Annotated in this window: 22 protein-coding genes and 2 pseudogenes; 1 reads left to right on the top strand and 23 read right to left on the bottom strand. The window is 38.9% G+C overall.

Going from position 1 to position 23,366, the window contains the following annotated elements; genetic code table 11:
* Positions 1 to 115 precede the first annotated feature (115 nt).
* Together MKP09_RS27595 and MKP09_RS21070 are read right to left on the bottom strand one after the other, a co-directional pair.
* Positions 116 to 886, bottom strand: a complete 771-nt coding sequence (locus MKP09_RS27595) for a DUF418 domain-containing protein (protein WP_240832242.1) — start codon at positions 884 to 886, stop codon at positions 116 to 118.
* A gap of 28 nt (positions 887 to 914) precedes the next feature.
* The gene (locus tag MKP09_RS21070) at positions 915 to 1,295 is read right to left on the bottom strand and encodes a heparan-alpha-glucosaminide N-acetyltransferase domain-containing protein (RefSeq protein WP_240832241.1); all 381 of its coding nucleotides are present in this window, start codon (positions 1,293 to 1,295) and stop codon (positions 915 to 917) included.
* Positions 1,296 to 1,437: 142 nt separating this feature from the next.
* Here MKP09_RS21070 and MKP09_RS21065 point away from each other — a divergent pair, with 142 nt between their 5' ends.
* Positions 1,438 to 2,232, top strand: a complete 795-nt coding sequence (locus tag MKP09_RS21065; RefSeq protein ID WP_240832240.1) for an HAD family hydrolase — start codon at positions 1,438 to 1,440, stop codon at positions 2,230 to 2,232.
* Between the two features lie 293 nt (positions 2,233 to 2,525).
* On the opposite strand, the gene MKP09_RS21060 is transcribed toward MKP09_RS21065, so the two are convergent.
* The 21 genes and pseudogenes from MKP09_RS21060 to MKP09_RS20970 form a co-directional block, all read right to left on the bottom strand.
* A complete protein-coding gene (locus tag MKP09_RS21060; protein ID WP_240832239.1) occupies positions 2,526 to 3,086 on the bottom strand; it encodes a glycosyltransferase family protein in 561 nt (186 codons plus the stop codon).
* A gap of 76 nt (positions 3,087 to 3,162) precedes the next feature.
* Positions 3,163 to 3,504: a glycosyltransferase family protein gene (locus MKP09_RS21055; protein ID WP_240832238.1), complete on the bottom strand. Its 342-nt coding sequence runs from the start codon at positions 3,502 to 3,504 to the stop codon at positions 3,163 to 3,165.
* Positions 3,505 to 3,546: 42 nt separating this feature from the next.
* Positions 3,547 to 3,696, bottom strand: a complete 150-nt coding sequence (locus tag MKP09_RS21050; protein ID WP_240832237.1) for a hypothetical protein — start codon at positions 3,694 to 3,696, stop codon at positions 3,547 to 3,549.
* Between the two features lie 5 nt (positions 3,697 to 3,701).
* Positions 3,702 to 4,382 carry a UDP-2,3-diacylglucosamine diphosphatase gene (locus MKP09_RS21045; RefSeq protein ID WP_240832236.1) on the bottom strand — a complete coding sequence of 227 codons (681 nt, stop codon included), beginning with the start codon at positions 4,380 to 4,382 and terminating at the stop codon, positions 3,702 to 3,704.
* Between the two features lie 139 nt (positions 4,383 to 4,521).
* Positions 4,522 to 4,695, bottom strand: a complete 174-nt coding sequence (locus MKP09_RS21040) for a hypothetical protein (protein WP_240832235.1) — start codon at positions 4,693 to 4,695, stop codon at positions 4,522 to 4,524.
* On the bottom strand, positions 4,692 to 5,663 hold the full coding sequence (locus MKP09_RS21035; protein ID WP_317235465.1) for a sulfatase-like hydrolase/transferase: 972 nt from the start codon (positions 5,661 to 5,663) through the stop codon (positions 4,692 to 4,694). The genes MKP09_RS21040 and MKP09_RS21035 overlap by 4 nt, the downstream gene beginning before the upstream one ends.
* Before the next feature lie 35 nt (positions 5,664 to 5,698).
* The gene (locus tag MKP09_RS26775) at positions 5,699 to 6,052 is read right to left on the bottom strand and encodes a sulfatase-like hydrolase/transferase (RefSeq protein WP_262915552.1); all 354 of its coding nucleotides are present in this window, start codon (positions 6,050 to 6,052) and stop codon (positions 5,699 to 5,701) included.
* Positions 6,053 to 6,138: 86 nt separating this feature from the next.
* Positions 6,139 to 7,758, bottom strand: coding sequence for a glycoside hydrolase family 43 protein (locus MKP09_RS21030; RefSeq protein WP_240832234.1), 1,620 nt, complete (start codon positions 7,756 to 7,758; stop codon positions 6,139 to 6,141).
* 56 nt (positions 7,759 to 7,814) lie between these two features.
* Entirely contained in the window at positions 7,815 to 8,741 is a 927-nt protein-coding gene (locus MKP09_RS21025; RefSeq protein WP_240832233.1) for a pectinesterase family protein, read from the bottom strand.
* Positions 8,742 to 8,796: 55 nt separating this feature from the next.
* On the bottom strand, positions 8,797 to 9,906 hold the full coding sequence (locus tag MKP09_RS21020; RefSeq protein WP_240832232.1) for a pectinesterase family protein: 1,110 nt from the start codon (positions 9,904 to 9,906) through the stop codon (positions 8,797 to 8,799).
* 18 nt (positions 9,907 to 9,924) lie between these two features.
* Positions 9,925 to 10,395: a DUF5060 domain-containing protein gene (locus tag MKP09_RS21015; RefSeq protein WP_240833347.1), complete on the bottom strand. Its 471-nt coding sequence runs from the start codon at positions 10,393 to 10,395 to the stop codon at positions 9,925 to 9,927.
* Positions 10,396 to 10,461: 66 nt separating this feature from the next.
* A pseudogene (locus MKP09_RS21010) lies at positions 10,462 to 11,219 on the bottom strand (DUF1593 domain-containing protein); the annotation flags it as partial.
* A 3-nt stretch (positions 11,220 to 11,222) separates the two neighbouring features.
* Positions 11,223 to 11,570, bottom strand: a complete 348-nt coding sequence (locus tag MKP09_RS21005; RefSeq protein WP_240832231.1) for an SGNH/GDSL hydrolase family protein — start codon at positions 11,568 to 11,570, stop codon at positions 11,223 to 11,225.
* Between the two features lie 44 nt (positions 11,571 to 11,614).
* On the bottom strand, positions 11,615 to 11,998 hold the full coding sequence (locus tag MKP09_RS21000) for an SGNH/GDSL hydrolase family protein (RefSeq protein WP_240832230.1): 384 nt from the start codon (positions 11,996 to 11,998) through the stop codon (positions 11,615 to 11,617).
* Complete coding sequence (gene pelA, locus MKP09_RS20995; protein ID WP_240832229.1) at positions 11,974 to 13,134, bottom strand: pectate lyase; 1,161 nt, start codon at positions 13,132 to 13,134, stop codon at positions 11,974 to 11,976. The genes MKP09_RS21000 and pelA overlap by 25 nt, the downstream gene beginning before the upstream one ends.
* A gap of 40 nt (positions 13,135 to 13,174) precedes the next feature.
* Positions 13,175 to 14,560 carry a pectate lyase family protein gene (locus MKP09_RS20990; protein ID WP_240832228.1) on the bottom strand — a complete coding sequence of 462 codons (1,386 nt, stop codon included), beginning with the start codon at positions 14,558 to 14,560 and terminating at the stop codon, positions 13,175 to 13,177.
* Between the two features lie 204 nt (positions 14,561 to 14,764).
* The gene (locus MKP09_RS20985; protein ID WP_240832227.1) at positions 14,765 to 16,474 is read right to left on the bottom strand and encodes a pectate lyase; all 1,710 of its coding nucleotides are present in this window, start codon (positions 16,472 to 16,474) and stop codon (positions 14,765 to 14,767) included.
* A gap of 128 nt (positions 16,475 to 16,602) precedes the next feature.
* Positions 16,603 to 18,051, bottom strand: a complete 1,449-nt coding sequence (locus tag MKP09_RS27590; protein WP_240832226.1) for a DUF4957 domain-containing protein — start codon at positions 18,049 to 18,051, stop codon at positions 16,603 to 16,605.
* A 191-nt stretch (positions 18,052 to 18,242) separates the two neighbouring features.
* On the bottom strand, positions 18,243 to 18,680 hold the full coding sequence (locus MKP09_RS26765; RefSeq protein WP_317235464.1) for a hypothetical protein: 438 nt from the start codon (positions 18,678 to 18,680) through the stop codon (positions 18,243 to 18,245).
* Positions 18,681 to 18,823: 143 nt separating this feature from the next.
* Positions 18,824 to 20,077 (bottom strand): annotated as a pseudogene (locus MKP09_RS20975) (RagB/SusD family nutrient uptake outer membrane protein); the annotation flags it as partial.
* A 7-nt stretch (positions 20,078 to 20,084) separates the two neighbouring features.
* Positions 20,085 to 23,318, bottom strand: a complete 3,234-nt coding sequence (locus tag MKP09_RS20970) for a SusC/RagA family TonB-linked outer membrane protein (protein WP_240832224.1) — start codon at positions 23,316 to 23,318, stop codon at positions 20,085 to 20,087.
* Positions 23,319 to 23,366: the final 48 nt, after the last annotated feature.

Below are 23,366 nucleotides of genomic sequence, written 5' to 3'. Positions count from 1 at the left end.
CTACCCCAAAATTGTTGATTGTGTAAATTGTGTCTGTCTGTGCTTGCGCGCCAAAAGAAAGTGACAGCAAACATATCAACCCGAAAAATTGTCTCATGAATAAAAGTTTATACTATTAATAATTGCGATTTGATTTTAAACCAGATATTATCAGCGAGGAGCGGCGCCAAAATGATTCAAACGGCCCATAACGATACCGGCCCAGCCATAGCCTTGAAAATAAAATTTGACAAAAAACGAATATCAGAAAAACGATAACCAGATAACTGGAAGATAATTTTGAAGCCAGGTAGAATCCAAAAGGCGCAAATAAAAGACCGCCTATAATAGATTGTATCATGTAATTTGTAAGGCTCATTCTTCCATAGGTTTTAAGGGCGAGCATGTGTTTCCTAATGAACTTATCATAAATGGAAATAAATACCAGTATATACAAAGTGGCAACACAAAAGTTTATCCAATTTGATAATATCACCTCAATTTTCTTCTCTTCAAAACTATCACCGATCATCAAATGATCAACACCAAAACATAAAATTGAAATAAAAAGAGGAACATACGCGTAAGCCAAAGCATTTCGTCCTTCTGAAACTAATCTTACCATAAACCCCGTTCTTCCCAGGTAAAATCCTAACAACATCAGACCTATTGTTTGAGTAAAACGCCCCGACTCCAAAGACCATATCAGACCAGACAACTGCCCCTTTGTAATGTTAGCCCAGGCAATCTGAGATAGTGAACCGGTACTTATTATATTACTTAATTGTTGATGAAGGGGTGCCGACGAAACCTGAATAACACCATGGCTCCCGTTGAAACAAGCCAGTACGATATCGATCCACTCCAATGGTTGTAATAAAAAAAGATTGAAAATAAGATTAGCCACTTAGAAGATATCTTTATAACCGGTAAGATCAAAAAACCAATGATTGCATATAAGCCCAAAATATCGCCGCCAGGAAAAAGATAGAATTAATGCAGGCTAATAACAAAAGAACGAGTAGCCGGGCAATCATATACCGCTTAAAATGACCCGCCTTAGATTTTTGCTGAAGAAAAAGAGAGAAGCCAAACAATAAAGCAAAAATAGCATAGGCTTTGCCATAAAAAAGATGAAAGTCTATAAACTCTACCAGCTTATCTGCTTTCGCGACCGTATTATTTGATGAATAAATAAAAATGTCGTAGTTATATCTTGTCAGGAAATGCCGAAAAGTGATGGCAAGTAAAGCAAAGCCACGTAAAGCGTCAATAGCTTCAATCCGGTTGATTATATTTGCTTTAGAGTGCTGCATGAATGGTTCAGAGAGAGCGGGCTAATGATCTCTTTGGATAGAGGATCGAAGTAAGATATTAAACTTAAAAAGTTTTTAAATTTTCGATGAGTGGGCTATTTTTTTCGATGAATGCGCCAATATTTTCGTTAAACAAGATAAAATGATGATTAAACTTATTGCAATTGACCTTGACGGCTCTTTATTAGATGACAACAAAAACCTGCCAAAAGACTTTTGGGAGGCAGCAGACAAACTTTTTCAAAAGAAAATAAACATTGTAATTGCCAGCGGAAGGCCTTTCCACAATATTTCCTCGGTATTTGACCCTATAAAAGACAAAATCTATTTCGCCTGTGATAATGGAAGCTACGTTGTGCATGCCAATGAAGAGTTATTGGTAAACCAACTTGATCCGGCGTCGATCAAAGGGTTTGTCGAGATTTCCAGGCCGATAGAAAATGTGTACCCTGTTTTGTGTAGCAAACATGTGGCCTATATCGAAAATACAGAAGAAGTTTTTACCAGCCAGGCTTTGAAATATTACCAGGAATATAAAGTTGTTGAAGACCTTACCAAAGTAGATGATATCATTCTGAAAATTTCTCTTTGTGACCTGGCCGGATCAGAAACGAATAGTTATCCGTTTTATAAACAATTTGAAAATGATTTTAAGGTAGCAGTAGCCGGGGCAATCTGGCTTGATATCACCAATATTGATGGGAGCAAGGGAACTGCTATTAAAACGATTCAGGAACGCCTGAAAGTTTCGTCGGAAGAAACGCTTGTGTTTGGCGATTATTTAAATGATATGGATATGATTCAAAACGCGGGCTACAGCTACGCGATGAAAAATGCGCATCCTGAAATATTGAAAGCTGCAAAATATATTACTGAACTGGATAATAACAATGGCGGCGTTACACATACGATTAAGCAACTGATTGATCTTTCGTAGACTTCACTTTAGTATTTCACACAACGAACACGAAGAAGACTAAGCAACGAAGTTTTATCTTATAATTAAACCGTTATATTCTTTGTATTCGTTGCGCCTTTTGTGACCATCCTGGTTTGCTCATGTACTTTTTGCATAAAGCAAGGATTAACTCAGCAGTTTAATTTTCTGTGCACTTCTATGTTTTTCTGTGAGAACTTTCCTTGTCGTTTATGTAGGCTGAGATATATTCTACAGTTGAAGGGAGTGACACAAGACCGATGAGTTGTGTTTATTGCTGATCAACAAAAAAATCAATTCATAAATAATTTTTCCATTGCCTGCGGAATGCTTTTACTATAATCAATTTGTATGGGCTGGTAATGGTTGATCCAGTTCTCAAAATCGTTAGTAAAGTTGCCGTTGATTTTGTCCAACGTCATTACGCCCATTTTATTTAAAGCGGCAGCATTGCAGCATTGCTCATATTGGCCCCTGATGGGAATTGCCATAATTTTTTTACCTAAATGAATGGCTTCCGAAGGCGTTTCAAAACCGCCTCCCGTAATGATGGCGTGGCAATGGATCATGCTCTGATTGAAAGAACTTTTGTCAACCGGCTTAAAAACAATATTGCCAATAGTATGCTCCTGTTTGCTTTGGCGGCTGAATATTTCAAACTGATGTTCTTTAAAACGAGAAAATATCTCAATCAACTGCGGCTCGCAATAAGAAGGCAGATACACAGTGATGTGGCCATTATCTTTTGGCGTGGCTTCCAGAATTTCTTTTTTAATAACAGGTGTAATGATAAAGTCATCGTAGTTTTCAAAATGCAACCCGATGTAACGATCTGCTTTTGCATATCTCTTCAAAAGCCATTCACCCGTTTTACTTTTTTGTGCCGGCGCGGAACATTCATGGATTGGAAGCTGGCCTGATGACCGAAATTTACAGAAGCGATTTTTTTGATGCGCACGCAGCTGCCGTAATATAATCGTAATCGTTTATGACCAAGTCATATTTTTCTACAGGCAATTGTCTTATTTCTTGTTTTAAAGAAACGGGGTTGATGGCTTTTGCAATTTTCCAATAATCAAGCGATCCGTTGCAGGTATAATATAAGCTCAAACCCTTGCTGCGATAGGCTATTGGCGCATCAAGCGTTAGGTTGCTGTTGTCGCCGCTTAAAAATATATCAACTTCGCCGTACTGTTTTAGATGGGGCAATAGCTCCATGCTTCTACTTATATGTCCATTTCCTGTTGCCTGTACTGCGTAAAAAATTTTCATCTGTATAGATTGTATATTTTTATTTGTCGGATGGGATTCTATTTATTTAGCTAATGAGTGTAGGTAAAAAGCGATTTCGCTTGTCAATACTTCTGTTTGAACTCTTTCCCTTGCAGGCTTTTCTGCGATGATCTCTTTTTCATCGTAGGTGTACAAATGCCAATCGTCATCATAATATTCTAAGGCAGTCATATGTTCTACCCAATCGCCTGAATTAAGATAACATACGGTTCCATTTTCGTTGGAGATAACTCTTTTTTGCGGCTGATGAATATGGCCACATATAACATTATCGAATTTTTTTCAATGGCTATTTCGGCAATCTTCTGTTCGTATTCATCAATTTTAATAAACCGTTTATTAAACTGCTGCATGATGGCCTTAGAAAGAGAAAGCTTTTCTTTTCCAAAAACCTGCAACACAAAATTGACGGCTTTATTGAAACCCATCAACACCGCATATCCATTGCTTCCCAGCTTTCCCAGAAACTTAGCCTGTTTAGATGTTGTATGATCAAATACATCTCCATGAAAAATCCAGGTTCTTTTTCCATTCACTTCTATTGCTATTTTGTCGGCTAACAAAAAATTGCCTAGTTCGAGATCGGAGTATTTGCGAAACGCATCATCATGGTTGCCAGTGATGTAAACCACGCGCGTACCTTTACTTAATTTGCTGAAAATTTCTTTGATAGCAGCAATGTGCGCCGGAGGGAAATATCGCTTACTGAACTGCCATCCGTCAATAATATCGCCGTTGAGTACGAGCAAGCGTGGTTCGATGCTTTTTAAATAGGCCGCAAATTCTTTCGCCCTGGATGCATAGGTACCAAGGTGCAGGTCAGATATCACAACCACTTCAACCAGTCTTTTATTCATGGTTTTAGAGTTTATCAAAACTCCGCCATTTGTTTAAACTAATTGTTACGATAGGGTTATGTGATTGTTATGTTCAGCAAGTAGGAAATAGGGATTAGCAAGTGGGATGCACACTAACCTATTCGCTACTTTCTATTTACTACTTGCTTCTTCCAACACAGGAATCATAAATCTTTCCACCTCCGGCGTTTGATGCTCCTGCTTCATAATGTCTTCCATTTTTTACGATTTCAGGATGTTGAGCGGCAACATCATTTTCTTCGGTTATATCATTTGACAAATCGTATAACTCTGTTTTGATCTTCCCTTTCATAAGTTGCATGCGTACCGCCTTCCAATTGCCCATGCGCACCGCTTGCTGGCCACCGCTTTCGGGAAACTCAAAATATAGATAATCGTGCTTTTTTGTCGGGCATTGTTTCCTAATATTTCAGGCAACATGCTGATACCGTCTACGTTTGCCGGAGTTTTAGTATTAAGCATCTCGCAGAAAGTTGGCATCATATCAATTGTAGCAGAAACATGTTCGGAAGTGGAGCCTCCTTTTACTTTCCGAGGCCATTGCACAATAAATGGTATGCGAATGCCACCTTCTTTTAAAAAACCTTTGCCCCAGCCAAAGGTTTCATTAAAAGGCCCGGCACTATTAAAGTAAACAGGATCAACACCGCCATTATACGTAGGGCCATTATCGCTGCAAAACATAATGATCGTATTTTCATAGAGTCCGTTCTTTTTTAGCTGCTGAACGATTTGCCCCACTTGTTCATCCAGCAAAGTAATCATAGCTGCATACGTTGCACGCGGATAACGACAGGGAAAATAAGATCCGCCACGGAAAGGTTTTTCATCTCCAAATTTCTTGTGATAATAATCTACCAGCCTTTGTGGCGCTTGCAATGATACATGCGGCAATGGTGTTGGATAATATAAGAAGAAAGGCTTGTCCTTGTTTTTGTCAATAAAATTCAACGCAGCTTTTACCAAAAAATCAGGACCATAATCTTTCTGTTGAAAAGGTTCATAAGTTTTAGGATTCAGTAAGTCTGCTGTTTTAGGTAATACAGTATCCGGCGCTACGATTTTATTACTTAAAGCAACCCGATCTTCATTTTCCCAAAGATGACCGTTGTAATAAGTATGATCCTGTCGTTGGCAAATATACCCGTAGAAATAATCGAAGCCCTGTCGATTAGGTAAACCTGATGTGAAAGGCGCACCCAATCCCCATTTGCCTACCAAAGCTGTTGCATAACCCGCTTGTTTAAAAACTTCTGCGATGGTTACTGTTGAATCAGGAATAGGAAACTGTCCTTCTAAAAAGGGTTTTCTTCCATCGCATTAAAATCCCAAACCGGCCCGCGCTCACCCCATTCATGATTTCCGCGAATATAAGCATGGCCTGAATTGATGCCTGTCATCAACAAATAGCGCGACGGCGCACAAACAGGAAACGCGTAATGTTGCGTAAATTTTTTACCATTCTTGGCTAAAGCATCAATATTGGGTGTTTCAATTTTTGTTTGTCCATAAGAGCCTAGTTCTCCATAACCCAGATCATCAGCAAGAATGTAGACAATATTGGGCTTAGTTGTAGTTTTTTTCTGTGCCTGGCTAAAGCTCGGTATTAATACTATTATCAACAGGGAAAGAATCGTTAACCTTTGCATACTTAATTTTTATAAGAATTAGCCATATTGCAGCTATTTATAAAAGTATCAAAGTTAAAAGAGATTTCTTTGCGCAAACGTTTGTGTTATTTCTCAATCCGAAACCAATCCACATCTACAAACCCTGCATCATTAATTTTTATATCGCTGGTAATAAACAAACCGACCTTAGAACCGATCCATTTTCCGGGTGTAGCTTTAACGGTACCGGCTTCAACAAACTTTTTCCCATCAAGACTATAACTGAATACACAGGTTGTATCGGGCCTGAACTGCATCCTGAAATAAACTTCCTTTTGATTCATCTTGATCAATTCCTTTTCTACTTCTTTGCCTCCCTTGTCAGCTTTCTCGCAAGTAGTAAATACAATATAGTTCCCGTCCTGCTTTCTTTTGATGGCAATATTTCCATAGCTCATGGCCATCGTAGTAAGACCTGTTTTTTCGCCAATAAATTTTTCACTAAATGTAACCGACATTTTTGTAGTTGCCGTAAAAGCGTCGTTAGGAAATTTTTGTAGTAACACATGTGGCGTGTTCCAAAGTGTTTGATCTTTTTCCACAGGATGCGCAAACAATCGCAAGGCTCCTTTTTGTGTATTCATAAAAGCCCACGTAGCTTGAGGGTTGGCCTGCCATTGCCATTGCAAACCTAATTTTATATCGTCAAACTCATCCGACTCAACAGGATTTTCAATAGGATAAGTTTTACCAACATTTGGTTTTTTGTAACGCAGCACCGGATTACCTGTTCCATCATTGTCTTTATCTTCTCCTATCACCGGCCAATCGTTTATCCACTTCATTGGTTGCAGATGCACAACACGGCCAATCGCTTCTTTGTCCTGAAAATGCAGAAACCAGTCTTCACCGGTTTTAGTGTCAACCCAGGCACCTTGGTGCGGACCATTAACAATCGTGTTTCCCTGATCCATTACAACCTTGCGTTGATAAGGCCCGTAAATATTTTTACTACGCAGCACCAATTGCCAGCCAGTTGCAACACCCCCGGCCGGTGCAAACAGATAATAATAACCATTCCGCTTATATACTTTCGGCCCTTCAATAGTCGGATCCAGTTCATGTCCATCATAAACCATCACACCACTGTTGATCGTTTTCGTGCCTTCCAAATTCATTTCTTTAATTACCAAAACACTTTTAATACCAGCACGGCTACCTGCATAAGCGTGCGATAAATATACCTTTCCATCTTCATCCCAAAACGGACAAGGATCGATTAATCCTGCGCCGCCTTCTACTAAAATCGGATCGCTCCATGGGCCCAAAATATTTTTTGTTTTGATAACATAAATACCAAAATCAGGATCAGGATAATAGATATAAAATTCATTGTTGTGATAACGGATAGCAGGCGCCCAAACACCGTTACCATGTTGATTCTTATTAAACACTTCTAAAGGAATCTGACGTTGCAACGCATGACCGATCAGTTTCCAGTTCACCAAATCTCTAGAATGTAAAATAGGTAGGCCCGGTACAGCGTCAAAACTTGAAGCGATCATATAAAAATCTTCCCCAACGCGAATAGCATCCGGATCAGAATAATCGGCATTGATTACCGGGTTTGTGTAAGTTCCGTCTCCGTTATCAGGGCTCCAAACCTTCGACACATAAGGCTTTTGTTGAGCATACAATAAGTTACTTACAAGCAGCATTAAAACAATAACAGTATTTCTAATCATCAGTATAACTTTCTTTAATCAAAAAAATATTCAGGAATCACAGGCGGCAACCCTCACTACCTAACGTTCCAATCTATAAATATATTTCGAACAGTATATTGCTTCGCCTGCACTTTAGTAAGCTTGTGTGACCAACTTACTCTTTGTAGCATGCCACTTCCTTTACCGCGATTGTTGTGTTCCGCATACAATGTAGTTTTCTCAGCTTCGGGCCGCCCCCAGTTATGCCAGCCTTCAGCACGTATAAAATCAGGAAGTTCACAGTTTAGAAATGCAGTCCTGGCAAAGTCTCCCCAAGGGCGACCCAGATAATAAAGCGCACCATCATCACCGGTTATTTTGCATTTTATAAATACAAATCCATAACTGGCTTCTTTTGGAGTATTCGCTGCGGTTATATACATGCCGCCCTTTTTGCAGTGTATTATACAGTCCTCAAAAACAGCAGTTGCTGCTCCAAAAATAAAATCAGTCGTTCCTTCTATATAACAGTTTTTATAATACTGACGACTTTTACTTCCTGCGCCTTGCGCATATAAGGTATCCTGAAATCCTAAAAATTTACAGTTAATAAAATTCGCCTTATCTCCTGAAACCCTTATTGCCACTGCTTGTCCTACTGGGCCAGAACTATTTTGAAACGTGATGTTTCTTGCAGTAAAATTATCCGCATATACAAAAAACGAAGAGCTACCGCTGGTGCCTATATTTTGTCCGGATGCATTTTTCTTGCTTGCATAATCATCATAGGTGAGAATAACTTTGTCAACAGCTTCGCCAATAAACGTGACATTCATCTTGGATGCCGCTAAGGTTAGCTTCTCTTTGTACACTCCGGATTTTATAAAAATAATGGTTTCCTTTTCACTCGAATCGGTCACCGCATTAATGGCATCCTGCACCGTTTTAAAATCGCCGCTGCCATCTTTGGCCACAACAAAATCGGGTTTGCCCGCCTGTACATTTAATATGGCAAAAAACAAAATTGTCGTTATAAAAAATCTTCGGATCATTGTTAAATGGAAAACGCTTAATTGATTACTTTTTCTCAGACCACACAATCGGTATTATAGCTGTTTGCTTAAACCAATCTTTCTCGCCTGGCAAGTTGGGATTACATGAGGCAAAAATATTTTCAAGAGTATATAACTCGGCTTCTTTATCGCTAAGTTGTTTAGACCAAGCCACGCGCCCTTTCGGGTTAGCGCCTTCACCTTTGCTCTTATATTCTGCATAAAAAACGGTCTTCTCATTTTCTGGATTATTCCAATTGCTCCAGCCTTCAGCCACAATTTGCGCAGGCATATCACATCTTATAAATACTGTTTTAGCATGCGCGCGCCAAGGCCTGCCGAGATAAATTTTTGTCGCCTCTTCTCCAGCTATTATCTTACAATCTAAAAACACATAGCCGTATTTTTTACCGGGCGTTGTGCTGGCCGCGGTGATGTACGAATTACTTTTTTCTTTGATAGTACAGTTTTGAAACACTGCGGTGGAAGGGCCAAAAATAAAGTCCGTTGTGCCTTCGATATAACAATCGACAAACAGTTGCCTTTCAGTTTCCCCTGCACTAAAGATCGTATCCTGATCGCCTAAAAATTTACAATTTTTGAAAACTGCTTTATCTGCATCAACATATAAAGCCACGGCCTGTCCCACGCGACCGGCATTATTAACAAACGTAATATTTTGCGCAGTAAATCTGTTGCCCGAAATCTTTGCTGTAAATGAAGTAAAGGTTGTAAGTTTTCCCCTGCCCGAATAATCATTAAATGTAATAATAGTGCTGTCTACATTTTCACCAATAAATCTAACATCAGTATTGTTAGCCGGCAATTCTATTTTTTCGTTGTACACCCCATTCTTTATAAACAATGTAATAGGCGCCAAAGGATAAACACGCATGGCATCAATAGCTTCCTGAATATATTTATAATCGCCGCTTCCGTCCTTCGCTACTGTAAACGTATATTTATATTGTGAAGGATTTGAAGTTTGCGCGTTGAGTATATTTAACGATAATAACATAGATAGTATTGAGATAATTATGTAACGAACTTCAGTATCTTTTCTCATCGATCTTGCGTCGCACTCTTGTACTGCACTATATATAGCATCTTTCGCTTCAACCATATCCGCTTTCATTATATTATATGTTTTAATTTATTGTAACCAGCTCCATCGCTTCGCCCAGTCCAGCAAAGCATCATTTCGCCATTTTTTAATAGTGTTAGCACCCTGCCATATTCCGTCAAACGCATTCGGGTTTTTTACATCAGTGTACCAGTTATCACCTAATTTATAATTTGTTGATCGTTTACTTCCCGGCCATATATTATCTACAACAAACTGACCGCTTTGCTCAACAAAACCAGGAATTAGCGAATTGATTTTATAGCTTAATGTCTCTGTTCTTTTGGGGCAATAGCGAATGGCATAATTACCATCTCCCAAATAAAACCCGTCCCATTTTTGTTCTCCAATTTCTGCCTGAACTGTCATTGTAAAACAGGCGGAATCCGCGGGAATATTAACTTTCGGCCCTTTAAAGTGAAACTCAACAATAGAGTAAACAGTTACCGTGTCATTGATATTTGTATTTCGATTAAAAATAATTCTAGGGCTATGATCCATTTTTTCATAACGTCCGCCCCAGCTTTCTTTTAGCGGATCATTCGGGTCGCCATCCATCAAATAAAGCAAAGAAGGTGTATCACCCATTTTTACTTCACCTTTATAATAGCTTTTAAAATCTTTACCTAAATAACCAGCTTCGTTTATATAGCTATCATAATATTTTTCCTTGTTCGGTGTATCTGGTTTACCATCATGCGAGAAAAAACCGTTGTATGAACTATTAGATTCAATAAACCACAGATCAGGAAAGTTTTTAACGATATATGCATAACTATTAGCGCTCCACTTTTTATTTGGTCCGCCAATCCAATACACTTTAATATTTTTCTGAATTTCAGGCGCATCGTGCAATGCTTGTGCAAGATCTTCTAAACCTCCCCAAACCAGTACCCAGAGCGGCTGTTTACTTTTTTTCTCGCACATTTGGCAATCCATTCTGATCCTTCTGTTGCAGTTGTATATCCTATAAAAGGCGCTGCGCCTTTCCGTCCTTGTGTACAAACCCCTCTTAATTCATCGGGCGAAGGATAACCGGTATGATGTTTTTGTAGTTTAGGAAGATCCTTTTCGTAAAGGTCAATCATTCGTAACAACTCCTCCTTATTACCTTCACCATAAGAAGGCGATGAGATCAACCCTTCAATGTTGAACAAATCTGCATACATCAGCAAATGAGTAATGGATTGATTGTCGTCTGGATCTGTTCCCCCAATATCGGTACTGATGATTACGCGTGGCTTTACGGGAACAGGCTTTTGTGCAGCTGCAAAAATACTACTGAATGCGAGCAATGACAATACTATATACTTCTGTAATTTCATCTGCTATTTTACTTCAGGTTTTTTAATTCTTTTGGAGAGTTCTGGTAACAATGCACGAATATCTTTCAGAACAATTTGAGCAATTTTCCGCGCACCCAATTCACTGAAATGGGTATCATCAACTTTGCCAGATGGATAGTTTGGATGCTCGCCCGGCGCAAGATGAACAAATAAAAGTTTGGAGGCCTCAACACTCATTTGTTGATATAATGCTTGTGCTTGCTTATCAAGATCGATCAATGGCACTTTCTCTAATGCAGCAACACTTCGTACAATAGCTGCATATACATCATGCGTGCCTACTACTTTTCCGGTGCTATCAAATCTTCTTCTGGCAACAGGTGTAATCAAAACCGGATGTGCATTTTTTAATCTTGTATCCTTAACATATTGTATCAGATTATTTCTGAATTCAGTTTCTGTAGTATAGTTTTTTTCGTTGGCACTTCGTCATTATGACCAAACTGTATAAACACATAATCGCCCTTCTTGCAATCATTCATGATCTGATCCCACAAACCTTCTTTTCTGAAAGAGGAAGTACTGCGCCCATTTTTGGCAAGATTCACCACTTCAATAGTACTATCCCAAAAATAAATAAAGGGCATGCCCCAACCCGTTTCAGGATAAGCTTTCACATCTTTTATTGATATGGTTGAATCGCCAGCTAGAAAAATTGTAGTTTTCTTTTGTGGCAACATGAACGCCAGAAAGGGTATAATTAATAAGATCAATCCTACGCTTTTATTCATCTTTATTCCTTTATCATCTTTAACCATTTAGAATAATTTTTCAACACTTTTTGCGGTGCATAAGTGTACCATGCGTAACCATCGCGTCGTTCTCTTTCCACTTCGGCTAACGAATACACAATTTTACTATCCCTGTTACAAAACATGGGACGATGTGTCCCCAGTTCATAATATCGTGTCCAGATGGGTGGCGCCGCAGTATCTTTTACCACAACGCGATCCGTAGTGGACATGCGATACGGTGTATCCATCGAATCTGCGCGCACCACGTCAACGCGTGTATTATAAATCTTCGAATCTTCGAACCATTGAGCAGCCGCCTTTATTGCATTGACAACTTTTTGATCGGGATTTTTGATACTCATTAGAAATAATACAACACCGGCACTTTCTCCATTACAAATGCTTGGCGGTTCAAATTTTCTGGCCCACACAGGCTGTAATGTTTTATCATCATGTTGCTGGCACCAAGCGGTTAATTTACCGCCGTCATTTATCTGAGTCTTCAATATACAGTCAATGGACTTTTGATAAGCCTTTTGCAAACGGCTGCGCATCCTTGTATCTACGAATTGGTATAAAGAGGCACCCTCTGCAATATCTTTCAGCAGATTCACAATTCCAATCATACCACCGTCATTGTAAGTAATGTATTTACTATAATTATTTTCAATAGGATAATATTGCGGCCAGCCTCCGTTTTCGTATTGTGCTGCAAGAATGTATTCAAGCCCTTTTAAAGCCCCCGTTTTGTAACGATCATCTTTAGTTGTTGCGTAAGCTATGGCCAGTGCCGTTATTTGTGTGTAGCAGGTGCCGTTATCAAATGTAGTGTTAAGAATATCTTTTTTATCGGCAACTTTTTGTTTTTGTTCCGGCGTTAATATGGCGAACATGTCATAGTTCTTGGGCCAGCCACCATTTGATTTTTGAAATAGCAAAATATTATCCGCAACTTCTTTAACATCTGAAGGTTTATACCGCGGCTTATCTGGCAGCGCATTAATCATATTTTTCTTATCCGCTATTCCATACCAATGATTAGAATTGTCTGCAAATGGTTTCGGATCTATTGTAGATGGAATGTCACTTTGCGCATTCGATACATATTGAAAGAGAAGCAAGCAAATAATAAATGAAAAATAAATAGAGGCCTTTGCCATTTTGTATATTTAGGTAATGATAATTTTTTACAATAAAAAATTATTTTGTAGTTAAACTATTTAAATACACTTCCAGATTCGTGTATTGTTTATCTAATCCATACTTCGCGCCATCCGCTGTGTTTTTCGGATCTAGCTTATGCGTTTTTTCCCATTCATCGGGCATACCATCCTTATCGCTGTCTATCGGCGCTGTTGTGAAGTTATATACCGGCCAACCGCCTACTTCTGATGCATCGTTTATAATACCATTGGCACCGTTCTTTGCTATATGTGTCTTCGCTTCATTGATAAGACGCAGATCAACCTTGTCATATTTCGGTAATGCAGCTCCCACTTTTTTTAAAACAAGCTGATAGGCTTCCTGCGCAGTTTGCATGGCAACTTCTTCACTAACAGCAAAAGATTTTTTCACAATTGCTTTGTCTTTATACGCATCAGGAAATTCAGACAGATCAACACCTTTCTTATTATTGTTAGTCAGCTCTTTATTACCTGCCATTACATTTCCTTGTACAAACCATTGTCCAAAGCCTTTCGCTTTTTCAGCATTATAATTTGCTTTAACAAACTTCAAATCCTTTGGTGTGGCGGGTCCTGGAATATAATAGTTATTAACCATGTTGATATTTGATCGGCCTCCTTCAATATCCACTTCTCCACCATAACAAGCATTAGCGCTTTTCCAATTAAAAATGACGTTGTTACGGTAATCAACCAACGCCAAAGTATCATGCGCACGGGAACCATTGAATCTTACAGTTCTGCTGTTTTGATTGGATATCAAATTGTGATGATAAGATGCATGCTGACCGCCCCAAACACCTCCATAAGCTCTCAATCCTTTATGGTGGTTGGCATTATACAAACCCTCGCTTATGATGCTCCATTGCACAGTTACATTTTTAGTATCGTACATAGCTGCGCATTCTTCATTAGCCCATGTAAATGAACAATGATCGACAATGATGTTCTGACTGTTTTCCATACCAAATCCATAAACACCTTTTGCAATTTTTGCCCCGGGGCGCGAACGTAAATAGCGGATAATAATATTTCCGCGAACGCCAGACTTATCTCCAGCGCAATTAATGATAAAGGAATTTCCTTTTAAACAAATACCATCTCCGGGAGCTGTTTGCCCGGCTATTGTAATATTGGGACGGCTTATTTTGACAGGAGATTTGAGATCTATTATTCCTGCCACCGAAAAAACAATGGTGATGGGTTCACCAGGAAATTCTTTAAAAGCCTGCCTAAAGCTTCCTGGACCATCGTCATCCAGATTAGAAACGATAACCACTTTACCACCGCGACCACCGGTAGCGTATTTGCCAAATCCTTCTGCACCAGGAAAAGCAGGAACCTGCGCTAATGCACAAACCCCGATCACTACTAAAATTATTATACTAAAAATATACTTCACGCTGCAATCGATTTAATTGTTTGGATATTCATTTAGCCGCCAATTAAGTTGGCGGCCATGTAAGTTGAAGCATTTCAGGCTTCTGATTCATTGGCCTGAGAAAAATAAAGCTCCGTTCCGGGCGAATATCCTGCTTGAAAACTAATAAACCATCCTGCTCTGTTGCCTGAAGGCTTGTTGTTAAATAATCTAAATGAATGTTACTTAGTTTTTCTGCTCTTCAATAATATTTTTTACAAGACTATTTATGTATACTTCAATATTATCATATCCGGTACTTATATCACGTCCGCTGGCATTAGCCTTAGTGGGGTCCAGTTTATTCGCAGTTTCCCAATCATCAGGCATGCCATCATTATCTGTATCTTTTAGCGCTACACCCGATTTCAGATCGGGCCATCCGCCTACGTCTGAATGGGTATCAATAATACCATTTGTACTGCCGTTAGATCCATTCGCCGTAAAGGTTTTATTCTTTACATCATTAATAATTCTTTTATCAACCGCATCTCGTACTAAAGAGGCTCCTACAAATTCCACGACCTGTTGATATGCTTTATCCGCGGCGTAAGTAATAATATTATCATCAATAGGATGAGGAGCAGTTAAACGCATGGCAAGTTTATCAGTTTCCGAAACGGTGCCATAACTCCCGTGAAACTGGTTATAGACGCCATACTTCCAATTATCATTTGTTGCATCAGCATTTCCTTCAACAACATTTCCATTTACAAAAAACTTTCCCCATATATCGTACACTTCTGTGCCGGTAATTTTATTTTTATCTATTGATATAATCCTGCCTTGTTTTGACGAACTATTTTTAGCTATCGTTGCTGGTCCGGGTTTAAAATAATTATTCACCATATTTACATTCATGGCTTCGCCGCCGTAAAAACTATTGCTGGCCCAATTGTAAATTACATTGTTGCGAATGTCAGTAAGATCTGTTAAAGCAAAAGCTTTACCTGCTTCTTCGCCCAAACGTGCGTTGCGGCTATCGTGGTGCGCTAACAGATTGTGATGAAAGGTTGCCTTCTTTCCTCCCCAGATGCCGCCATAACCATGCGCTCCTTTTCCGTGTACTGAGTTGCGCAGGCTTTCCGCAATCAGGCACCATTGTATAGTTGTATTTTCATTAGCATAAAAGGATACGCATTCATCCGTACTCCAGCTCATACTGCAATGATCAATGATAATATTTTTCCTAAACCTTGCGCCTAATGCATCGCCTTCCTGTTGCGCCGCATCGCCCATTCTGAATCGCAGAAAGCGAACAATCACATTGTCTGCATCTACATACACAGGATAGTCTCGCAATGTAATGCCATCGCCGGGCGCTGTTTGTCCGGCAATGGTTACATCATTGTTCTTTAAACTCAGATTCGACTTCAATGTTATTGTTCCTGATATTTCAAAAACAATAATCCTTTTTCCTGTTTCATTGATCGCCGCACGCAAACTACCACTTCCGGCATCATTCAAATTGACAACTTTTATCACCTTGCCTCCACGGCCTCCCGTAATGTTTTTTGCAAACCCTTCAGCGCCGGGAAAGGCGATAGCGTCATCCGTAGTCTCTGATGCAATAGTCCTAAAACTTTTATACAAGCTTTTTGAAGTAGCTGAAGGATTGTCTATTTGAACTGCATTCAATCTAACAACATAGTCCATTTGTGGTTCCAGTCCAACGACTTCAATTTCGGGAACAGACAGTTTATCGCTTTTAAAAAAGGGAGCATTAAAACTGGTTCCTTTAGCAATTTCTACCAAATAACCATGCGCACCTTTCACAGAAGACCAACTCATTTTTACGGAAGTAGGCTTGGTAATGATTTGCATGCTCTGGGGAGCAGGAAGCTCAGATGTAACCACATTTTCTAAAGAATCATTCTTAATACAGGAAGTAAGCAAAAAAATATTCTTAATAAGATATAACAGCAACTTATATTAAACACATATATAATTTTAAAAGACAATTGGCGTCTTAATTAAGTATTATAATGAATCGTGCATAACAGTTGTTATGCACGATTATAAATTTAAAGTCTCCAGCGTGGATCACCAGCGGTTGTCTTTCCCGGGAATCCATTATCCTTAATAGTAAAATTGGCATTTGCAGGATCCGCGAATATATCCGTGCTGGTTTTGTTGTACCCGGTATAATCAGGTAACATAGCAGAAACGTCTATTCTCCATGCGAAATCGGAAGTTGTAAAATTATTAGAGGATGTTAAAATAGTAGCCGCATTAACGCGTATGCCGCGTATGTCATATGTTGGAGGGTTTGCATTCGTACCTTTTGCTCTTCCAAGTATAATATTAGAAAACTCTACGCCTCCCTGCGGATATAGCGTTGTGCCATTGTAATCGATAATAAAGTTTGGTGATAACACTGTGTTATAGAATGTGCTATTACTTAAAATAATTTTTCCGGAAGAGTTATTTTTACTAGTTATTAGTTTATCAATATTATACATAGTTGAATTATTGAAAGAAATATTGTTCACTGTAGCGGTGGCGTCATCAACCGTTATTACTCCATATCCACCAATATTGTAAACAATTGAATTTTCAATAGTGTATTGCCCTATAATAATAGCTCCTCTAAAACGAGTTACTCCTCTTACGTCGTGAATAATACAATTGTCGAATATCAGTTCATCAATATTGGCAGTAATTCCACTTGGATTGAAAATATATTTACCTCCGCCATCATTGGAATAAAGTTCCAGATCAACAAAGGACAACTTCGAAATATTTGAGCCGCCAGTAATGTTAAAATTACTTATTCCAATAATTCCTATTGTTGCTTTAGCCGCCACCAATGGATCTGAACCACTCATTATTGTCAACGTTTTAGAAATATTCAATGCCGAAGAAATTTCATATTTTCCTCCGCGTTTTAAAATAATCGTAGTTCCAGCTACCGCATTCTCTACAACGTTTGACAAGTTAACGCTGGAAGGATCCTCATTTTGCAAGTCTACCACTTCACCAGATATCTCCTCTTTTGTAGTGTAATCGTTGCCTCCTCTAAAAATGAGGCCGCTATACAACTCTATGCGGTAAGAAGTTCCGGCTTCTAAATCACTGATTAAAAGATATCCGTTTGAAATATCTGTTGGAGTTAATGTAATAGTAGATAGAACTGTTGCATCTGATTTCAACAATTTCAAGGTAGTTACAGGGTCTCCTTCATTTCTCCATTTGAAGAGGATTTTCGTCCAACCCACATCAGATGAAACCGGTGTTTCGACAATCGTTGGAAAACGAGGCGTTTTTACTTCTCCAAAAAGCGCTGGTTTAGAATTTTTAGAGGGATCAGAGGGGTGTATTGCTGTAACCCTAACTTGATAAAGCTGTTCCCATAATAGATCTTCTATCGTTGCACCTGTAGTATCAGCCACTTCTAAAGTGTTAGAGATCGTTTTAAATGAATCGATGCTTAACTCTACTTTGTACTTATTAGTCTCAATATTTTTTGCCACGATACATCAATATAGTTTCCGATAGCTTCCAGCTGACCTTTGATAACCGGCCCGAAACAAGCGGGGAGCATCACCAGCAAGTTCCGGCTCCCATTCCTTTTTACAAGAGCCTACTAATATTATCGTAAACCCCATGAGGACAAACAAATATTTAATGTGTATTATATTTTTCATCTTACTTAGATTAAGAATTAAAAGTTATATCCCTCATTTTTCAAAGCCCCCATACTACTGCTTACAACAGATGCGTGTATTGGTAAAATGTAGGGCACAGGACTATTACCCGAATTATCTTTATAGCCTCTCCATGACCATAAGATATAGTTTGTTGGCCCCAAAGTCGTTGAGTTATAAAGGCCTCGCATCCAGGTGAGCCTTGTATATCCATTAGGATTATCTCCTTTACTTGGGCTATCTTTTAATGGTGGTTCAGTTGTGGCTTTTCGGAATATACTGCCGTACCACTCAATAGTATTGTTGTCTTTATTACGGTAATAAATGTAGTCGGGTAGATAATCATACGGGCCAGCTCCATTAAATGTATTCTCACCCATTTCAGTAAGTGTTTGTTTGGTTTCGGCGATTTTTTTCCCAAATAAATTCCATCGAATAAGGTCGTAATGACGGATACATTCTCCTCCAAGCTCCCAAGCTCTTTCGTTAACGATGGCATTAAAAAAGCTTCTTTCCCTGTTGATACGCCAGCAACATAATTATCTACTTTAGCTGTCCAATCTTCACTATTAAAGGCTCTTTTCCGAACTGTTTTCAACATTTCAATTGCTTCACCAGAAGGACCGTTGTTTAACTCATTTTCTGCTTCGGCAAGCATTAACATCACATCGGATAATCGCATTATAGGCCAATTGATGCCCGTTCCTTTTGCAGATGTGGGGCCAAAGGGCGCAGGTACTAAAAGCCTACTCCAGTTTCCAATACCTATGCTGGTTACATTACCTGTTGGCACAGGTGTTAATGTAGAGTTGTATTTTATAATTGCTACAATTTTCGTAAACCGGGTGTCCAATGTGTCAAAACTATAGGCGTAAGTAGGAGTTAGTGGTTTGTATGTTGATCCTGATCCATAATTATGTGTACCCGCATCTACTGCTACGCCTATATTCCAACCTACATCTCCAAACCCGGGTTGAAATGCAACTTCATATAATATATCAGACTTACTATCCACGATCCACTTGCTTTGATTATCAAACACCGCAGCAAATGACGGATTTAATGTGCGCCCATGATCATAGACTACTTTTTTAGCATATGTTCTGGCGATTTCGTAGTAATTCCTATAATCATCTTTGCGGCGCATTGTCATATCGGGGTATAACCAATAACCGCCTCTGCACAATGCCAAACGTGCTATTAACCCTTGCGTAAACTCCCTATTAACTCTTTCTACTCCATATTCTACTTCAGCCGCTGTTTTCATTCCTGTTTCCACACTAATTAGGTCGTCAATTAACATACTTAATATTGTATCCCGCCCAACACGTGGACTGTAAAAATTTTCCCCTCCACGCGTTGGTGTCAGTTTAAAAGGAACATCACCCCAATAGTTAACCAACCAATAATACCACATAGCACGTAAAGTCTTAGCCTCTCCCAGTAATTGCTTCATATCCGGATTGCTGGCTTGTGGCGACTGCTCAATACCTTCAACTGCAATATTTGCTCTGTTGATGGCACTATAAGCATTATTCCAAACTGTTCTAACATCTCCATTAGCATCAGTAGTTTCAAGTGACCAGATATCCCGTCTCGAATTGTCGGGAGCACTACTTACACCACCTACTTCAACATCTGTGTTAGGAATAAAGGAATTGGATAATCGGGATGTAAACGCGTCCTGATTAAATAAAGCGTAAATACTATATACGCCCTTAATTGCTTCATTTGGATTTGCGTATATATATTCTTGTGTAAAATTGGAAGGAGAATCTGTATCTAAAAACTTCTTACAAGAAGTTGATATAGCAATACAAATACATAATATATAGATTGATACTTTTTTCATAATGCTACTATTTAAAATTTACATTTAAACCAAATGTGAATGTTCTGCTTTTTGGGTATGCTGAATAATCTACACCGGGTGTTAATGCAGCATATGCACTGCTTCTGGTAGTGGATACTTCAGGGTCATATCCGGTATATTTAGTCCAAACAAATGCGTTATAAACCGTTCCGAATAAGCGAAGTGAAGCAATGCCAACATGCGATGTTAACTTTTTTGGCAATGTATAGCCTATCGTAAAAAATGTCATTCGCAAAAAAGAACCGTCTTCAATTGCATCAGTTGTGATAACCGGCGAGGCACCTCCCATCGAGAATGGAGACCATATAGTCGCATTTTTATTCAATTCAGCTAAATCCTCCAAAGACGTTACCAATTGACCTTGCTCATTCACATATTTAAACCGGTTTGAAGAATTCATTCGATCTGAAATATTTCCGAAAGTTGTGCGATACAACATATTGTATTGTATCCGGCCCGTATTATATATATCATTACCGTAGACCCAATTAAAAAAAGTGCTCATATCAAAACTTTTTACACGGGCGTTTAGTCCAAAACCTCCGGAATGTTTTGCAATCGCATTCCCGATAATTCGCCGATCATTATCTGCTGTTATTTGTCCATCACCATCTAAATCTTTTAACTTCATCGTACCTGGTCGCACACCAATAGTACCTCCCAAAATAGTGGCGGGAGCAATGCCTTCTTTCAATACATATTGCCTTGTTGTGGAATTGTAAGACTCAAAATCATCAACCGTATAAAACCCATCAGCCACATAACCATAAATTAATCCAATAGTTTTCCCGGTTTGCAACAAGTAGTCGTCTTGTGTTTTTAGGTCTGTACCAGCCCAGTTCGATTGAAACATTCTTGTATCATTACCATCAAGCCTGTCGATCTTGGGAATATTACGTCCAATATTAAATGACACACTTAAACCGTAATCACCTTTTTCGATGATTGGCGCATTCAAGCCGATTTCAAATCCGCGATTGGAGGTTTGGCCCAGGTTGATCAATTGACTTGTAAAACCTGTATTGCTTGGAATTGCGTTATCGATAATAAGGCCCTTTACTGTATTTTTATAAACATCTATAACACCGGACAGCTTGTTTTTAAATAAAGAAAAGTCTAATCCCAGGTTCCGGGATACAGTGGTTTCCCATTGCAGATTTGGATTAGGTAATGAACTGTTGACAATTGTATAATACGTATTGGGCAGGTCTCCCGCTCCATAAGGCCTGTTTTGACTTGGACCGAATAAAAATCTCCAGCTATCATTAGCTATACGATTATTACCAGACTGTCCGTAGCTTAATCTGAGCTTTAAGTCATTTACAAAGTTCACATTTTGCATAAACTCTTCTTCAGCTATTTTCCATGCGAAAGAAGCAGATGGGAAATATCCCCAACGATTGCCCGGCGCAAATTTGCTTGAACCATCCGCACGTAATGTGGCATATAACACATATTTATTCAGAAACGTATAATTAACCCTAGTAAAAGCAGATACCATATCCTCGCCCCTAAGCTCTCGTGTTTCCATTAAATATGGGGTCCCCAAAGCCATGTTGGCGAATAAAACTTCCGGAGTTATACCCTCATCAAAATAGCGTGCTTTATTAAGGGTGGTTCTCCCTTTTGCAAAGTTTAATTCATGGCCCAACAGAAAAACTATATCATGCTTTTTATTTGAGAGTATATTAAAGTTTGCTGTATTGATAAAGCGATACACATCAGCGGTTGATATACTTATCTCTCCCAATGGTTGCGCATTACCAATGTTACGAGATTCGCCAGTTAATGGCCCCCAATACCTTAAATTTCTGCCATTTCGTAAAGTTGTCGCCAACTCTGAACGTAAAGTCACATGTTTCCATGGATTATAAGTTAATGCTGCACCTAAACTTAAATCCCTGTTTGTTCGTTGCCTGTAATCCTGTACGGCAAGGTCAACGGGATTTACGAGACTTCTTATGAAATTATCATATTCATCTTCTCCATCCTGAATATCAATTGGATTAATTTCCAGATAGTCGGCCAACCCATTTATCGGTCTGGTTTGAATACCATCCGAAATACGCACACTAGATGAACCCGAAGTTCCAGCACCGTCAATGATATTGTTTGTAAACCGTGCTGATAAATCGAGCTTCAGATTTTTAAATAGTTCGTGGTTCAGTTTAAAATTAAAATAAAAACGCTTTTGGCCGGAGTTAAGCATCAGCCCTTCATCATTATTATAAGTACTACTAAAGCTAACTTTAGTCTTATCTGTGCCTCCAGTAATAGAAATATTATGCTGCGATGATCTTATCGCTCCTCCAAATAATTCATGTTGCCAGTTAGTACCAGTCTGATACTTATATAACTCCAGATCGTCATACTCACCAAAGAACTTTTTGAAGTTTGTATATTCACTTGAAGAAGTACCCCTGACCAAGCCGTATTCGTAATGTAATAACGCAAACTCATATGGTGACAATACCGCCAGTTCCTTCGGCATGTATTTACTTTGAAAAAAGTTATTATAGGAAATCTTTGTTTTTCCTGCTTTGGGGTTTTTAGTTGTTATGATAACAACTCCATTTGCACCTCTGGAGCCGTATATGGCCGTAGATGAGGCATCTTTCAAAACATCGATTGCTTCTACATCGGAGGGCGCTATATCATTAATATTATCAACAATAAACCCATCGACAATATAAAGTGGTGAATTATCCTGAGTAATAGATCCTCCACCTCTTACACGGATAACAATTTCAGCACCCGGGGCGCCATCTACTGTAGTTACCTGCACACCCGGAAGCCGACCTGTTAAAGCCTCTGCGATATTAACAACTGGGGCTTTTTCCAGTTCCTTTCCCTTTATTGAACTGACCGCACCAGCCAAAGATTTTCTGGTAACTGTACCATAACCAATCACTACCACCTCATCTGCTGTTACAACATTTTTTAATAGAGAAACAATCATTTCTTCATAAGGAGAAATAGTTTGAGTTACATATCCAGAATAAGAAAATGTCAATTCAACATTTTCTTTATCAGGAATGTTAATAGAAAATTTACCCTTACTATCCGTTTGGGTAGCAACATTTTCATCCTTCAACGCAACGTTAACCCCTTCTAACGGAATTTGGCCATCATCCAGTACTGTTCCGGAAATGGCCTTTGTTTGGGCACTTACATTGAGGCAGAGAACGGCAATTAGAATTGTCAACAATAATCTAATCATACGGCTTGTTTTAGTTTTTATAAATCAGGCGGGTTTAAAGCATTGCAA

Source organism: Paraniabella ginsengisoli, from assembly GCF_022513635.1.
In the GTDB taxonomy this organism is placed as follows: domain Bacteria; phylum Bacteroidota; class Bacteroidia; order Chitinophagales; family Chitinophagaceae; genus Niabella; species Niabella ginsengisoli.
Note: the sequence above shows the minus strand (reverse complement) of the source record. Positions and strands in the feature narration are given on the sequence as shown.

Bases quoted from the DNA above. Each gene is read 5' to 3' on its own strand.
- MKP09_RS21070 (WP_240832241.1), bottom strand. From the start codon at position 1,295: ATGCAGCACTCTAAAGCAAATATAATCAACCGGATTGAAGCTATTGAC.
- MKP09_RS20970 (WP_240832224.1), bottom strand. From the start codon at position 23,318: ATGATTAGATTATTGTTGACAATTCTAATTGCCGTTCTCTGCCTCAAT.
- MKP09_RS21030 (WP_240832234.1), bottom strand. From the start codon at position 7,758: ATGATTAGAAATACTGTTATTGTTTTAATGCTGCTTGTAAGTAACTTA.
- MKP09_RS21055 (WP_240832238.1), bottom strand. From the start codon at position 3,504: ATGAAAATTTTTTACGCAGTACAGGCAACAGGAAATGGACATATAAGT.
- MKP09_RS21065 (WP_240832240.1), top strand. From the start codon at position 1,438: ATGATGATTAAACTTATTGCAATTGACCTTGACGGCTCTTTATTAGAT.
- MKP09_RS21050 (WP_240832237.1), bottom strand. From the start codon at position 3,696: ATGACTGCCTTAGAATATTATGATGACGATTGGCATTTGTACACCTAC.
- MKP09_RS21045 (WP_240832236.1), bottom strand. From the start codon at position 4,382: ATGAATAAAAGACTGGTTGAAGTGGTTGTGATATCTGACCTGCACCTT.
- MKP09_RS21000 (WP_240832230.1), bottom strand. From the start codon at position 11,998: ATGGTTAAAGATGATAAAGGAATAAAGATGAATAAAAGCGTAGGATTG.
- MKP09_RS21040 (WP_240832235.1), bottom strand. From the start codon at position 4,695: ATGAAAGGGAAGATCAAAACAGAGTTATACGATTTGTCAAATGATATA.
- pelA (WP_240832229.1), bottom strand. From the start codon at position 13,134: ATGGCAAAGGCCTCTATTTATTTTTCATTTATTATTTGCTTGCTTCTC.
- MKP09_RS21015 (WP_240833347.1), bottom strand. From the start codon at position 10,395: ATGGATCATAGCCCTAGAATTATTTTTAATCGAAATACAAATATCAAT.
- MKP09_RS21020 (WP_240832232.1), bottom strand. From the start codon at position 9,906: ATGAAAGCGGATATGGTTGAAGCGAAAGATGCTATATATAGTGCAGTA.
- MKP09_RS26775 (WP_262915552.1), bottom strand. From the start codon at position 6,052: ATGCAAAGGTTAACGATTCTTTCCCTGTTGATAATAGTATTAATACCG.